The following is a 15,744-nucleotide window of genomic DNA, read 5'->3' on the forward strand; positions in this document are numbered from 1 at the left end:
GGAGAGCCATTATGCAAAAGAAAATCATTCCCATTACCCTGGCGGCTGCATTGCTGATTTCCAGTTTTCTTTCTCTCGTCTCCATTTCCCATCTCCAGGGCAATGCCCGCATCATCAACTATACCGGCGTTGTGCGCGGCGCTACCCAGCGCCTGGTGAAGCAGGAGCTCAACAACACCCCCAACGACGGGCTGATGGAACAAATCGACGCCATTATTGAGGAGCTTTTGACCGGGGAAGGGGAAAACGGCCTCGCCCGCCTGAACGATCCCGGATACCTGGAATTGGCGGCGCAAATGAAAGAGGACTGGCAGCAGATCCGGCAGCAGATTTACCAGGTTCGCGGCGGAAATGCGCCGGACGAGCTGTTCGCGGCCAGCGAACGATTCTTCGAGCTGGCGGATCAGGTCGTGAGCGCCGCCGAGGAGTTTACGGAGGGCCGCGTGCTTATGGCGCAGAGAAGCCTGTCCCTGCTGACTGGCGCGTTTATTCTTTTGGCCGTCGCGCTTTCCGTCTACACCTCCAGGCAGTCCGCGCGCCAAAAAGCCCTGGCTCAGGCCGAGGAAGCCAATAAACGCCGGAGCGAATACCTCTCCCGCATGTCCGAGGCTCTGCGCGCGCCCATGAACGATATTTCCGAACTCATGTATGTGGCAGATCCGGAAACTTATGAGCTGCTATTCATCAACGACGCCGGGCGGGAAACCTTTGGCGTGGACGTGCTGGCGGGCCAGAAATGCTACCGCGTGCTTCAGAATGCGGACGCGCCCTGCAGCTTCTGCACCAACCATTTTTTAAAGGACGGGGAGACCTACACCTGGGAATACACCAATCCCGTCACCGGCCGCCACTACCTGCTTAAGGACCGCCTGATCGAGTGGGACGGGCGCCCTGCCCGGATGGAAATCGCCTTCGACAACACCAAGTCCGAGTGCGAAAAATTACAGCTCAAATTCACGCTGGACGCGGAAAAAATGATCACGGAGTGCGTGCGCACGCTCTACCAGGAAAGCGAGCTTAAAAGCGCAGTCTCCCAGATGCTTGAGCGGCTGGGCAGCTTCCTGTCGGCCGGCCGCGCTTACATCATCTCCATCCAGGAGGACTCTCTCTGCGAAGCCATTCAATGGGTCTCCAGCGGAACCCAGGCCGATGCAGCGCGCAGACACAATGTTCCGCTCTCCACCATCCGCCGCTGGCTCCCCTCCTTCGACCAGCGCGGATGTATCGTGATTGAGGACGTGGAAACATTAAAGGAATCCGATCCTGTGGAATATGAATTCCTGCACAGCCAGTCCATCCACAGCCTGGTGGCCGCTCCCATGGAAATGGACGGGACTCTGACCGGCTACCTGGGCGTTGACAACCCGTCTCCGGACCACATGTCCAACATCGCTCCCCTGCTCCAGACCCTGTGCTATTTTCTTATGCTGGCCTGGCGGCACGCGCAGAGCCAAAAGCAGCTGTCCCAATTAAGCTACTATGACAAGCTGACCTCATTTTACAACCGGAACCGGTACATCGAGGATACGAAAGACCTTTCCACCGCCGAAGTCTCCGTGGGAATCGTCTATCTGGACGTCAACGGCTTAAAAGACATCAACGACCAGCACGGCCACGCCTACGGCGACGAGGTTCTGGCGGAATGCGCCCGCAGAATGAAACACGCGTTCCCCGGCGCCAACTTCTACCGGATCGGCGGGGATGAATTCGTGATCATCTGCCCCGGATTGGAAAAGGAGCTTTTTGAGAGCAGAACCCGGGATCTGAAGGCCCAGTTCCGCGCAGATCCCATGTGCCGCGCGGCCATCGGTTCCCGCTGGTCGGAAAAAATCGACGATCTGAACCAGATTATCGCCGAAGCGGACGCCCGGATGTATGAGGACAAGAAAACATTTTACCGCACCCACCCGGCCTCCAACCGCTACCGCCACCACAGCGACGAGTTGTTGTACCTGGCGGACCCCGCCGTCTTACAGGAGGAGATCCGGCAAAACCGTTTTGTCGTGTATCTGCAGCCCAAGATTTCCTGCCCGGATCGCAGGGCCGTGGGAACGGAGGCCCTGATCCGCTACCAGCCCCGTCCGGACGCCCTGGTTCTGCCCGGAAATTTCCTCCCGCTGATAGAGGAGACGGGGGCTGTCAGTCAGATCGATTTCTTCGTGTTCCAGTTCGTCTGCTCCAGGCTCAAACGCTGGATGGAACAGGGCAAAGCGGTATTTCCGGTCTCCGTAAACTTCTCCCGCTGCTCCCTGGCGCAGCCGCTGTTTGTGGAGCAGCTCACCGAAATCTGTGATTCCTCCGGCATTTCCCCGGAGCTCCTGGAGATCGAGATCACGGAAAGCCTGCGGGAGGTGGAGGAACTGGATATCCGGGCGCTGATCATCAAAATCCGCGGGGCGGGCTTTTCCGTCGCCATCGACGACTTTGGGACCGAGTACGCCAACCTGGCCCTGTTGTCCTCCGTGGAATTCGACGTGCTCAAGCTAGACAAGAGCATGGTCGGCGACGTGGCTCACAATCCCAGAACCAGGGCAATCGTGGAATCCATCGCGGAAATCTGCGGCAAGTTAGGCATCCGTATGGTGGCCGAGGGCATCGAGACGGAGGAACAGATGGCGGCCTTAAACGCCTGCGGCGTGCGGCTGGCCCAGGGCTTCCTATTTGGCAAACCGGTCTGCGCAGGCCAGTTCGAAAAAACATACTTGCAGCAATAACTGCCTCCAGTTAAGAAAAAGCATGGGCCCCAACGCTCCATGCTTTTTTCGTCACTTCCGGCAGATCACCGCCATATTCCATTTTCATCTACCCGGTATCCGTCGGGCGTCACGGTGTCGGTCAGCATCACGCCGTCGCTTCCCAGGTAGAAATACTGTTCATTGGTCTTGACCCAGCAGTTCTTCGCCATGGCGCCGCTGGAATGGAAATAGTACCACGCGCCGTTGTTGAACTTGCGCCAGCCCACGGCCATGTAGGCGTTGGGGTCAAACCAATAGTCCTCCCCCGCAATCTTCAGCCATTGGTTGGACGCCCTGGAGCCGTCCTCCTTGATATAGAACCATCCGGTGGAGTCCTGGTTCCATCCCGATGTGGGATTGCCAGTTCCCGGGCCGCCGCTGCCGCCGTCCACGCCTTCGGCGCTCTGCTGCTTTGCCAGCTCGAAACCGTAATCCAGAAGGGCCTTGGTGTCCGTGTAGTGGGTGGATTTGCTCTTCATCACCACCGCGATCAGGCGCACGCCGTCCCGTTCCACCGCCGTCACCAGCGTGTTGCCCGCCTTGGAGGTGTATCCGGTCTTGCCGCCGATGATTCCAGCGTAATAACGAGAATCATTGGGATACAGCATCTTGTGTCCGATGGAAATGGTTCTGGCCGCATTTTTCTTGGTCGCCGGCAGGTCATAGGACAGGGTGGAGGCAACTGTGCGCACCGTACCGTTCTCAAAAGCAGCCTTGGCGATCAGCGCCATGTCATTGGGCGTGGTATAGTGGTCATTGTCGTTGAGCCCGTGGGGATTGGTAAAATGCGTGTTGGTGCAGCCCAGGGCCGCGGCCCTGGCGTTCATCATATCCGCAAACTTGGCGTTGCTGCCCGCCACGTGCTCCGCCAGAGCGTTGCCCACCTCGTTGGCGGATTTTAACAGCAGAGCGTAAAGACACTGGCGCACTGTCAGCTTGTCCCCCTCCACCAGGTTGAGGGACACCGCTCCCGCCTCCAGATTGGTGGTGGCGGTGGAAGAAAAGGTCACGGTATCATCCAGATTGCAGTTCTCAGCAACCAGAAGAGCTGTCATCAGCTTTGTGATACTGGCCGGGTAAAGCTTTGTGTCTCCATTTTTCGAGAACAGAAGCTGGCCCGTGGAAGCGTTCAAAAGAGCAGCTCCCTCCGCGGCGATCACCGGCTCCGCTACGGCCGTGTTGGACGTCTGACCTGAATTCTGGCCGGCAGACTGGCTCTGGGAGGCGGACGTGTCTGAGGGACCGGTGGTTCCAGGGGTAGGGCCTTGGCCGGGAGTGGTTCCCTGGCCGGGGGCGCTGCCCTGACTGCCGGTGGCTTCCTGGCCGGGAGCGCTGCCCTGGCTTCCGGTAGTTCCCTGGCCGGGGGCGCTGCCCTGGCTGCCGGTGGTTCCTTGGCCGGGAGCGCTGCCCTGACTGCCGGTGGTTCCCTGGCCGGGGGTGCTGTCCTGGCTGCCGGTGGTTCCCTGGCCGGGGGCGCTGCCCTGGGCGGCCTGTCCGCTGCCGGAGGACGGTCCTCCTCCGTTCTGTCCGGAAGAGCCGGAGTTTCCCCCTGAGCCCATGCTGGCCACGGAGCTCTCCTCTAACGGTGTGATCACCGGAGAGGAAGCGTAGGCATACGCGGCCGGTCCCAGGACCAGCGCCGCGCTCAGGCACGCGCTCAACAGTATCTTATATGGAAATCGTCTTTTCATTCTGTGTTCTCCTGATCCATCATATTACCGCAGAATTCCCTTACGGCTGCTCCCAGCTTGCGGTCCGTTCCCAGACTCCGCCGGAACTTGCATTGTGAGCTGCGCGGTTGGTAATCATGGGCAGCTTGCATTGTTTCACTATTATACTTTTTCACCAGCCGTCAGGCTGATGATAAAAAATGCGTTTCCTTATTATACTCTGTCACCAGCCGCCAGGCTGATGATAAGAAATGCGTTTCCTTATTATACTCTGTCATCAGCAGCCAGGCTGATGATAAGAAATGCGTTTCCTTATTATATTTTGTCACCAGCAGCCAGGCTGATGATAACAAATATGTTTCCTTATTATATCACAACAATGCGAGACTGAAAATCCGATTTTCTGACAATAACCTTACAACTTTTTGAACGGTTGCGGCGAATTGCGGCGGAACCGTCCATGCCTGGTTCATTTCCCTTGGCTCAGTCTGCGGGAGAGCATCTCCAATTCCTCGGGATACATACAGTTGTCCAGACTCCCCTCCCCCACCGCGCGGCGGCAGTCCACAAGATCCATCCACATCACGGATTCCAGCTCCTCCTTCTGAAGTCTGAGCGCAGAGGTCTCAACCGGTTTCCGGTAAATGTAGACGGCGCTGATCTCATGATCTTTAAAGAGCCTTCCACAAAAAAACGCTTCCCGGTACGCCCGGCGAAACCCTACGAACTCCAGGTCCTCAGCCTGGGCGCGGAGGCCCAGCTCCTCCTCCAGTTCCCTGAGCGCGGCGGGAAGAAAATCGTCTCCCGCCTGGAGGTGCCCCGCCGACGAGACATCGTAACAGTCCGGGTAGGAATCCTTGTCCCGGCTCCGCTTCTGCAGCAGGACGTCCCATCCGCCGGAAGCATTTTCCCGCACCACCCAGATGTGGGAAGTGCCGTGGGGATCGCCGTTTAAGTGCACCAGTTCACGTTCCCGGGCCACGCCGGTGACATTTCCCTCGCTGTCCCGCACATCAAACAGCTCCAGTTCCCGGCCATCCAGAGCCGCGTACACCAGCCGGTTTTCGCGGTAAGAAAGCTTCAGTGAGAAGAATGGGCGCTTCTCATTGAGAAGACGGAAAAAAATTTTATCCCCCTCCCAGAGATTTAGCTTCAACACCGCTTCCTGATCCACCCATTCCAGAACACCCTCATTGCAGGCCGTCAGCTCCCCGGAAAATCTGTCCGCTGTAAACAGACAAATGTACTCATCTTCCCAGCCCTCGGATGAGAAGGTGATCACGCCGCGAAACTGCCAGGAAAGCAGCGTCAGCCCGGTCTCCTCCTTTACTTCCCGCAGCACGCATTCCTCCGGGCTCTCACCGGCCTCAAAATGCCCGCCCACGCCGATCCATTTATCCTTGTTAACGTCGTGCTCCTTGCTTACCCGGTGAAGCATCAGGTAGGCATTTTCCCGCTCAATATAGCAGAGTGTGGTAAGTTTCATGTCGCACATCCTTTCTCCCCCTCCCAGGGCATTCTGAGGCCCTCAGAGGCCATTTTACTGCGCCTTATGGCGAATGGGTCCAACCCCTGCAGCAAACGTCTGGCGGGCTGTGGCTGCAGGCGTTTGCTGCCAGGCAATCCCATGATAGTTGCGGCTTCGGTCCATTGCCGCCTGGCAATCTCCCACCGGCTGTGTGTGCAGTCCAGGGCAGCCTGGCCTTCTCTCATCGGCTGTGTGCGGGTCCAGGGCAGCCTAGCATTCTCCTACCGGCTGTATGCGCGGTCCAGGGCAGCCTGGCCTTCTCTCGCCGGCTGTGTACGCGGTCCAGGGCAGCCTGGCCTTCTCCCACTGGCTGCTCCTGTGTGCCATTGCCAAGCAAAAGAAAGTCCGCCGGAATGCAGCGGACTTTCGGAAGTTTTTGATTATTCCTCGATGGAGTAGTTGGGAGCCTCTTTGGTGATGTGAATATCGTGGGGATGGCTCTCCTTCAGGGAGGCGGCGGAAATCTTCATGAACTTTCCGGTCTCCTGCAGGGTAGGAATATTCTGCGCTCCGCAGTAACCCATACCGGAGCGGAGCCCGCCCAGCAGCTGGAATACGGTGTCCTCCACCATGCCCTTGTAGGCCACGCGGCCTTCCACGCCCTCGGGAACCAGCTTCTTGGCGTCTGTCTGGAAGTAGCGGTCCTTGCTTCCGTTCTCCATGGCGGAGATGGAACCCATGCCGCGGTACACCTTATACTTACGGCCCTGATACAGCTCGAAAGTACCCGGGCTCTCGTCGCAGCCCGCGAAGATGCTGCCCATCATACACACGCTGCCGCCTGCTGCGATGGCCTTGGTGACATCGCCGGAATACTTGATGCCGCCGTCCGCAATGATCGGAATCCCATACTGCTTCGCCACGGAGTAGCAATCCATAACCGCGCTGATCTGGGGAACACCGATACCGGCAACCACACGGGTGGTACAAATGGAGCCAGGTCCGATTCCGACCTTCACAGCGTCGGCTCCGGCCTCGATCAGAGCTTTGGTGGCCTCGCCGGTCGCCACATTGCCCGCAACGACCTGAACCTCCGGAAATGCCTCCTTGATCATCTTCACGCAGCGGATCACGTTGGCGGAATGGCCATGGGCAGAGTCCAGAACCACCACGTCGACCTTGGACTTAACCAGAGCCTCAACACGCTCCAACACGTTGGCCGTGATGCCCACCGCCGCGCCGCAGAGCAGCCGTCCCTGCTCGTCCTTGGCGGACAACGGGTACTTGATCTGCTTTTCAATATCTTTGATGGTAATCAGGCCCTTTAAGTTGAAATCATCGTCCACGATAGGCAGCTTCTCAACTTTAGCCTTGGACAGAATGGCCTTGGCTTCCTTCAGGGTAACGCCTTCCCTGGCGGTAACCAGGTTCTTGGAAGTCATGCACTCTTTGATGGGGCGGCTGAAATCCTCCTCGAACTTCAAGTCGCGGTTAGTGATAATACCGACCAGCTTCTTGCCCTCGGTGATCGGGACGCCGGAGATACGGAATTTAGACATCAGATCGTTGGCATCTTTTAATGTGTGTTCAGGGGACAGATAAAACGGATCCGAGATTACGCCGTTCTCAGATCTCTTTACGCGATCCACTTCCTCAGCCTGCTCTTCGATGCTCATGTTCTTGTGGATAATACCGATTCCACCCTGACGCGCCATGGCGATCGCCATACGGTGTTCCGTCACCGTGTCCATGCCCGCGCTCATCAGCGGAATGTTCAGCTTAATCTTCTTGGTCAGATACGTGGTCAGGTCAACCTGGTTCGGAATCACTTCCGAATAAGCCGGCACCAGAAGCACATCATCAAAGGTAATGCCTTCACCGATAATTGTACCCATGGAAAAATCCTCTCTTTCTGCGTGTTTGAATAAGTTAAAAGTGTGAAACGGGAGATTTCACACTTTCAGTTAACTGCTTGTTGTTAGTATCTAATACTAACAAATTTTACAGAGCTTGTCAAACAGAATCGTCCCCTGCTATTCATTGAATTTACTTATAGGACCTCATGAGCCGCTCTTATACCGTATAGAGGGCGGAGGCCCCGGCCAAGTGGCCGGAACCTCCGTCTTTACTGCTTACATTTTAATGCTTTGTTCGCTCCGATCAGGAGTTATCCTCTTCCTTCCGCTTCTTGTTGATTGCAGCGATCGCAAGGAGGATTCCCGACATCATCATGGTCAGCGTTCCCTTTACAGCTCCCTGGCCGGTCTTGGGCAGCGCCGCGAAGGGCACTTCGCCGTCGTCGATTACGGTCAGGTCTGCCGGTGTGGTATCAGGCATGATGGCCATGGGGACGTCATCGGGGTTGATGGTGACAGTTGCGCCGGGGCCGCCGGTCTCGTTTCCACCGCCGGACGGGCCACTGGGATTGCTGCCTCCACCGTTGCCGCCACCTCCGCCTACATACCGGAAGTTCGCCGCGAAGGTCACATCTTCAATGAACGCTTCCTTCGTCAGATCATCGGTGGTGTTGTACTTCTTATCAGCGTTTCCTCTGATGCTCCAGTAGTCGAATGTGTAACGGCTGTTGGCCGATGTAGTAACATTCGCGTTCGGGGTAGCCGGTTTAACCGGGCCAACCGTAATGATCTCGCCGGTCACTGCATCCCGCTCAAAGTCTTGAATGGTATGCACTTCAACCGTTGTTCCACCCACGCTTCCGTTGGCATTAGCCTCGTATCTGATGATGATCTGGAACTTATCCGGTACTCCATCCGGTGTGCCAGGCTTCTCAGTTCCGGTGGAATCCAGCGTGTAATATACCTTAAGCAAGTTCTGCTCGCTGTCCGCTCCAACGGTCTTCGGTCCCTCAGTCTTCTCAAATACATAGTTCTGGTTGTTGTATGTCTTATTTGTCGTAGTATACGCAATGTCTGTACCGAACTTCACATTGTCCTGCGTTACCGTCTCGCCAAGCTTGCCGTCGAAGTAATACTCAACTTTATAGCTCAGGTCGCCGCGCTCAGTGAAGTGTGCGGTATAGGTGTCTGCCTCGAATACTTCAGTTGCAGCATTCTTCACAGGCGTATAATGCTTATTGTCCTCGCCGGTTGCCACGGTATCGCCATTGGAATTGGTCCAGTGGGTGAATACATAGCCGTCGGTGGGTTTCGCCTCGGAACCCTTGGGGGCGCCGGTGGCGGGTGCGATGGACTCGGTGTCGAGGGTTACGGTGCCTTTGGTGAGGGATTCGGACTGGTAAGATATTTCTATATTCTCGTTCTCCTCATAAATATAGGTAACCGTTAAATTCTCCCCAGGCATCTTAGCATTGAATTTGTTGTCTACAAAGTTTCCGTAGTTTTCAGGATTTGTACCAAACCCAACCAATGTGTATCCCGGTATATTCCTTGGGCTCGCGGTCACATCAGCTTCTACATTGAACGTTTCCGTAATAGAGGGCTCAAGGTCTTCTTTATTACCATTAACCATCTTTACAAATTCCACTTTGTAGTCAAACTTCTGAGTCTCATCTACTTCATAGTAAACATTCTTCACATTCGGCCCTGCCGCCGTGATAATCATGCTGGTCGGCTGTACCGGACTCGTTACCAGCTTATAGCCGGTTGCTGTCTTCACTTCGTTCGTCCAGCTGAACTCTCCGACTGGCGCTTCTCCTTCCAGAGCGGCCAATCCGGGAACCGGCGTCGTGCTACCTTTGATGTAGAAGTTCACCTTGTAGTCAAACTTCTGCGTCTCATCGATCTCATAGAAGACGTTCTTTACATTCGGCCCTGCCGCCGTGATAATCATGCTGGTCGGCTGTTCCGGACTTGTTACCAGCTTGTAGCCGGTTGCCGTCTTCGCTTCGTTCGTCCAGCTGAACTCTCCGACCGGCGCTTCTCCTTCCAGAGCGGCTAATCCAGGTACCGGTGTCGTGGTTCCATTAATGTAGAAGTTCACCTTATACTCAAACTTCTGCGTCTCATCGATCTCATAGAAGACGTTCTTCACGTTCGGCCCTGCCGATGTAATGATCATACTGGTCGGCTGTACCGGACTTGTTACCAGCTTGTAGCCGGTTGCTGTCTTCACTTCGTTCGTCCAGCTGAACTCTCCGACTGGCGCTTCTCCTTCCAGAGCTGCCAATCCGGGAACCGGCGTCGTGCTACCTTTGATGTAGAAGTTCACCTTGTAGTCAAACTTCTGCGTCTCATCGATCTCATAGAAGACGTTCTTTACATTCGGCCCTGCCGCCGTGATAATCATGCTGGTCGGCTGTTCCGGACTTGTTACCAGCTTGTAGCCGGTTGCCGTCTTCACTTCGTTCGTCCAGCTGAACTCTCCGACTGGCGCTTCTCCTTCCAGAGCTGCCAATCCGGGAACCGGCGTCGTGCTACCTTTGATGTAGAAGTTCACCTTGTAGTCAAACTTCTGCGTCTCATCGATCTCATAGAAGACGTTCTTCACGTTCGGCCCTGCCGCTGTGATAATCATACTGGTCGGCTGTACCGGACTTGTTACCAGCTTGTAGCCGGTTGCTGTCTTCGCTTCGTTCGTCCACTTGAACTCTCCGACCGGCGCTTCTCCTTCCAGAGCGGCTAATCCAGGTACCGGTGTCGTGCTACCTTTGATGTAGAAGTTCACCTTGTAGTCAAACTTCTGCGTCTCATCGATCTCATAGAAGACGTTCTTCACGTTCGGCCCTGCCGCTGTGATAATCATACTGGTCGGCTGTTCCGGACTTGTTACCAGCTTGTAGCCGGTTGCTGTCTTCGCTTCGTTCGTCCAGCTGAACTCTCCGACCGGCGCTTCTCCTTCCAGAGCGGCCAATCCGGGAACCGGTGTCGTAGTTCCGTTAATATAGAAGTTCACCTTATACTCAAACTTCTGCGTCTCATCGATCTCATAGAAGACGTTCTTCACGTTCGGCCCTGCCGCTGTGATAATCATACTGGTCGGCTGTTCCGGACTTGTTACCAGCTTGTAGCCGGTTGCTGTCTTCGCTTCGTTCGTCCACTTGAACTCTCCGACCGGCGCTTCTCCTTCCAGAGCGGCTAATCCGGGAACCGGTGTCGTAGTTCCGTTAATATAGAAGTTCACCTTATACTCAAACTTCTGCGTCTCATCGATCTCATAGAAGACGTTCTTCACGTTCGGCCCTGCCGCTGTGATAATCATACTGGTCGGCTGTTCCGGACTTGTTACCAGCTTGTAGCCGGTTGCTGTCTTCACTTCGTTCGTCCACTTGAACTCTCCGACTGGCGCTTCTCCTTCCAGAGCTGCTAATCCAGGCACCGGTGTCGTGGTTCCATTAATGTAGAAGTTCACCTTATACTCAAACTTCTGTGTCTCATCGATCTCATAGAAGACGTTCTTCACGTTCGGCCCTGCCGATGTAATGATCATACTGGTCGGCTGTACCGGACTTGTTACCAGCTTGTAGCCGGTTGCTGTCTTCACTTCGTTCGTCCAGCTGAACTCTCCGACTGGCGCTTCTCCTTCCAGAGCTGCCAATCCGGGAACCGGCGTCGTGCTACCTTTGATGTAGAAGTTCACCTTATACTCAAACTTCTGCGTATCATCGATCTCATAGAAGACGTTCTTCACGTTCGGCCCTGCCGCTGTGATAATCATATTGGTCGGCTGTTCCGGACTTGTTACCAGCTTGTAGCCGGTTGCTGTCTTCACTTCGTTCGTCCAGCTGAACTCTCCGACTGGCGCTTCTCCTTCCAGAGCTGCCAATCCGGGAACCGGCGTCGTGCTACCTTTGATGTAGAAGTTCACCTTGTAGTCAAACTTCTGATCTGTGTCAATTTCAAACTTTGCATAAAATACAGTCCTATCGACCCAACCGCTATCTGGCCGATCCGGCTTAAATTCCGGAGATTTATCCAGCAAATTCAAACAGTCTTTATCACTATACCAACCAACGAATTTATAGCCGATATTAGCAACTGCAGTTGCTCCCTCTGCCTCTCCAATTTCCGGATTCAAACGCTCCTGATCATTTGTTACCGTTCCCTCTCCAACTGGCTTATAGTAAATAACAATACTATTTTTCTCTCCCCACTGAGCATAGAGGGTAACATTATCATTCATTACAATTTGATCGCCAGGATAATACCAAACACCACGTCCATCTTTCTGTGTATTCCATCCCAGGAAATCGTGGCCAGGCCATTTTAATGTGTGCTGATCAGATACGATTGCAGTTGCACCTTTATTATACTGCACTCCATCCGGAGCCAAACCATATGCAGCGCCTACCGGGGCATTATTTCTGTCATAATCCAAATAAACATTTTTATACTGACGAATTACGCCATCAATATGCCAGGTATTATCATTCCTCTGATCCTTAACTACATACCACTCCACATATTGTGTGGTAGTGTTCCAATAACGGTTTAGGCTATTCCAGTTATCCACAAAATCATAGAACTTTGGTTGTAATACTTCTTTTACCTTTTCAGGACCAGCTACCGTATGAGCCGGATTAATATAATCTAATAAATTGACAGACATACCCTCTACTAAATATTTATAGTCGGCATTCTGAATTGAGGGTTCATCTGGAACAGTGCCATCCTTTCTGATAGCGATTGTAATCTTGCCCGACTTATTTCCCGAGGTCTGAGCCCAAGCCGCATACAGCGTGGATCCACCAGACGGTATCTGATAGCTAGATCCCAATGGATAATAACCAACATAACCTCCATTTGCTGCAGTCCTAACCGCACTCGAATCAGCTTCATCGGACCAGCCCAATAGTACATAACCTGGACGCTCAATTCCTTCTCCATCGGGTAGTGTTATTATGGCATCCTCATATCCCTGTATCGGCTTTATTTCTGCGCCTGAAAAACCATTTAGATCAAACTTTACTTGAACCTTTCCATCTGTATAAATAAAGTTAATACCTACATTTTGTGGAACAGCTTCCCAGGTCCAGGAATATTTTTGATCATATGCATTATACTGTAATGATCCATAATTTCCAGTTGTATACCTCAGCCATTTAATCTCTGTTCCTTTAGAATCGTCTAAAGTCACCTTTGCTAACCGGTATTCTGCCGGTATCCCGGTTATGACTTCGGAAGCAATCTTATCTACAGAAATCGCATCACTATTCGAGAAATTGTAATTCCTGCGCTCTGTTTCCAGCCTAGTTCCGTCTTCGAGGATCGCATAAATCTCAACACTTCTAGTCTTATTTTTATTATTGGTAAAAATAACTGTGTATGTCGAGAAATGTTCCGCATCAAACATTACGGATGCCACACTCTCTTCCCCAGCAACCTCTATTGGTTCCGAAACCGCTTCGAGGGCAATCACATCTTCTGCGGTCACCTTAGCCTGGGCTTCGTCTTCTTTGGTAGTTTCGACGTACATAACCTCTATGACATCCGCTTCCTTACTGTGCTTTTCAACCGGAACACCAGTAAAGGTCACCTGCACCGAACCGCTCCAAATCTGATCATCCAGCTTATGGCCGTCTTTATCCAGAAGGTCGATATTATAAGATAAGGAAGCAACTACTTCTTTCTGCTCTCCAGCCGCCTCAGCCTCAGCCTCAGCCTCCACATTCGCCTTAACAACATCTTCAATTCCAGTCACAACACTGGCTTCAGCCTTCACACCTGCCGGAAGAACGCCTTCCTCCGCATACAGATGAATAATCGTTCCATCGCTCATGGGAAGAGTTGCGGAAAATTCGGGATGCTCGCCGCTCTCCGTCATCGTCACCACAACTTCCTGCTCTTCGTACACTTCCTCAACCGTGTACCACGCAGTCTGCGACCCATCATCATTGTCCGTCACAGAATCCGCTTCCAGCACTTCGCCGTTAACAGCCACCGCCTCGATGGCATAACCGATCTGGTTTTTGACACCGAAGACTAAGGTTCCGCCTTCTTCCACGCCTCTGGGACCGTCCACGATGCGGGCGCTGGCCTTGGGGGCGATATCATATGTAACTTTGTATCCTTCAAAATCATCCAGCGCTTTCAGCTGGTTTAATGTCACGGAGTATGCCTTGGCTGTGCTGCAGTATCCCATTCCAACCAGATCAGAGGTGGTGGCAGCCGATACATTGTCTTCCGGCTTCTGCTCTTCCGGTTTCTGCTCGGTTCCCTCAGACGGGGTCGCAGGCGGGATAATCGTTACCACGGATTCCTTGGGCAGCTCTTCTTCCGGTGCCTGAGGCTGATCCACGTCGGGTGTCCCGGCCGGCTGACCGTTGTTCTGATCTTCTCCTGCTGCCGGGGTATCCGGTGTGGGAGCAGGAGTCTCGTCTGTGGGCTCCTGAGGAGCGGTCACGTCGCCGGTTCCATTCTCGTTCGGAGTGGTCGCGTTATCGCCGGTCCCATTCTCGTCCGGGATGGCCGCCGCGTCGCCGGTTCCGTTTTCATCCGGAATGGTCACTGCGCTGTCCGCTGTATTTCCATCCGGAGTTGTTACCGTGTCGCCAGCTGCCGGTGCGTCCGCCGCAGGCTCATCCACCTTGGGCTCTTCCGCTTTCGGCTCTTCCACGGCTGCATCCTCATTGGGAGCTTCCGTCTGGTCTGCGCTGTCCGGAATGTCTGCAACCTGCTCCTTCTGGCTGTCGTCCGCGGGAGCAGCTTCACCGTTCTCGTTGTCCGCTACAACCGGTGCATAGTGGCGGATCACGGAAGCGATGGGCTCGGCGTTGTCCTCGGGCTCGGCTGCTTCTTCCGGTTCTGCGGTATCGCCTTCCGGTTCTGCCGCTTCCTCAGGTTCGTCCGCTGCGTCCGGTTCTGCGGTATCGCCTTCCGGCTCAGCCGCCTGATCCGGTGCGTCCGCTTCCGGAGCGTTCTCCTCCTGATTGCCGGCGTCCGGTGTCTGGACCTCGCCATCAGGTGCTGCGACGTCTTCCTGCGGCGTCTGGGCGTCGTTCCCGCCATCGGTTACATTCTGATCCGGTGCGGCAGCGTTTTCTTTATCAATCTCATCCTGTGCCGCGTCGCCGGCTCCCTGGTTCTCCACGGGAGTCGTATTTTCATTGGTCTGATTGGAGTTATTGGAATTTGTGTTTTCTTTATCTGCGGTGGAAGAAGTCGCTTCGTTTACATCCTGCTTCGGCTGATCCGGGATGATGTTTACTTCCTCATCGCCGAATGCGGACTCGTAGCTGCGGATCGTAACGCTCTTGGTCTTCTTCACTTTCTCTTCGCCGTCAACGGTACGGGTAATGTTGGTGGAGCAGCGGATCGTTCCGTCCCCGTTGTTGATATACAGGAACAGGATTTCCTCATCGCCGGTCACCATGTACATATCGTCGGCGTCTTCCGGAAGGCGAACAAAGATTCTCAGCTCGGAATCAATACCCCCCCCCCCGTCAAATTCAGGGTACGCTTCGTATAGCTTTCCCTCTCCAAAAAAGAGTTTCTCAAACTGTTCCACCTTACCGTTGGTAAAGTCGAGATCCTCCCTTGTCACCTCATTGCCGCTGGCGATGGCCTCTTCGACCGCGCGCACCAACTCAGAACCGGTCAGCTCAAATACCACCGATTCACTGGTGCCGGCAAATGCCACGCTGAGATCTGAGCCAACATTGGTCAGAATCATCGCTGCTGCCAGCAGGAAGGCCAACAATCTCTTTTGAGCGCTATAGACATTTCTGGCAAACGCTCTGCGCCTTGTTCGTCTTTCCATACTTTTGTTCTCCTCTCTTACTTTTACCGCACAAAAAATCCAATCATCCAATGTACTGACTCTACTATACCAAATACTGGTTACAAACCGGTTACATTTATAAAAAAAGCAAAAATAAAACTTACGATATCTTTATTTTTTCTAACCTTTTCTGAGAATCCTGATACTTCTTTCATACGCCACCACAAGTCAAACA

5 protein-coding genes are annotated in these 15,744 nt (G+C 54.0%); 1 reads left to right on the plus strand and 4 read right to left on the minus strand.

Annotated features, from left to right (window positions below; translation table 11 throughout):
- Nucleotides 1-11 precede the first annotated feature (11 nt).
- Nucleotides 12-2,714 carry an EAL domain-containing protein gene (locus tag ACK2JC_RS06290; RefSeq protein ID WP_368272164.1) on the plus strand — a complete coding sequence of 901 codons (2,703 nt, stop codon included), beginning with the start codon at nt 12-14 and terminating at the stop codon, nt 2,712-2,714.
- Nucleotides 2,715-2,779: 65 nt separating this feature from the next.
- Here ACK2JC_RS06290 and ACK2JC_RS06295 read toward each other — a convergent pair whose 3' ends face one another.
- The 4 genes from ACK2JC_RS06295 to ACK2JC_RS06310 form a co-directional block, all read right to left on the minus strand.
- Nucleotides 2,780-4,426, minus strand: a complete 1,647-nt coding sequence (locus ACK2JC_RS06295) for a serine hydrolase (RefSeq protein ID WP_320936101.1) — start codon at nt 4,424-4,426, stop codon at nt 2,780-2,782.
- A 448-nt stretch (nt 4,427-4,874) separates the two neighbouring features.
- On the minus strand, nt 4,875-5,900 hold the full coding sequence (locus ACK2JC_RS06300) for an NUDIX domain-containing protein (RefSeq protein ID WP_320936102.1): 1,026 nt from the start codon (nt 5,898-5,900) through the stop codon (nt 4,875-4,877).
- Nucleotides 5,901-6,313: 413 nt separating this feature from the next.
- A complete protein-coding gene (gene guaB / locus ACK2JC_RS06305; RefSeq protein ID WP_320936103.1) occupies nt 6,314-7,768 on the minus strand; it encodes an IMP dehydrogenase in 1,455 nt (484 codons plus the stop codon).
- Nucleotides 7,769-8,033: 265 nt separating this feature from the next.
- Nucleotides 8,034-15,548, minus strand: coding sequence for a doubled motif LPXTG anchor domain-containing protein (locus ACK2JC_RS06310; protein ID WP_411338465.1), 7,515 nt, complete (start codon nt 15,546-15,548; stop codon nt 8,034-8,036).
- Nucleotides 15,549-15,744 lie beyond the last annotated feature (196 nt).

The sequence above is a fragment of the Enterocloster lavalensis genome (assembly GCF_046603895.1).
Classification (GTDB): Bacteria; Bacillota; Clostridia; order Lachnospirales; family Lachnospiraceae; genus Enterocloster; species Enterocloster lavalensis.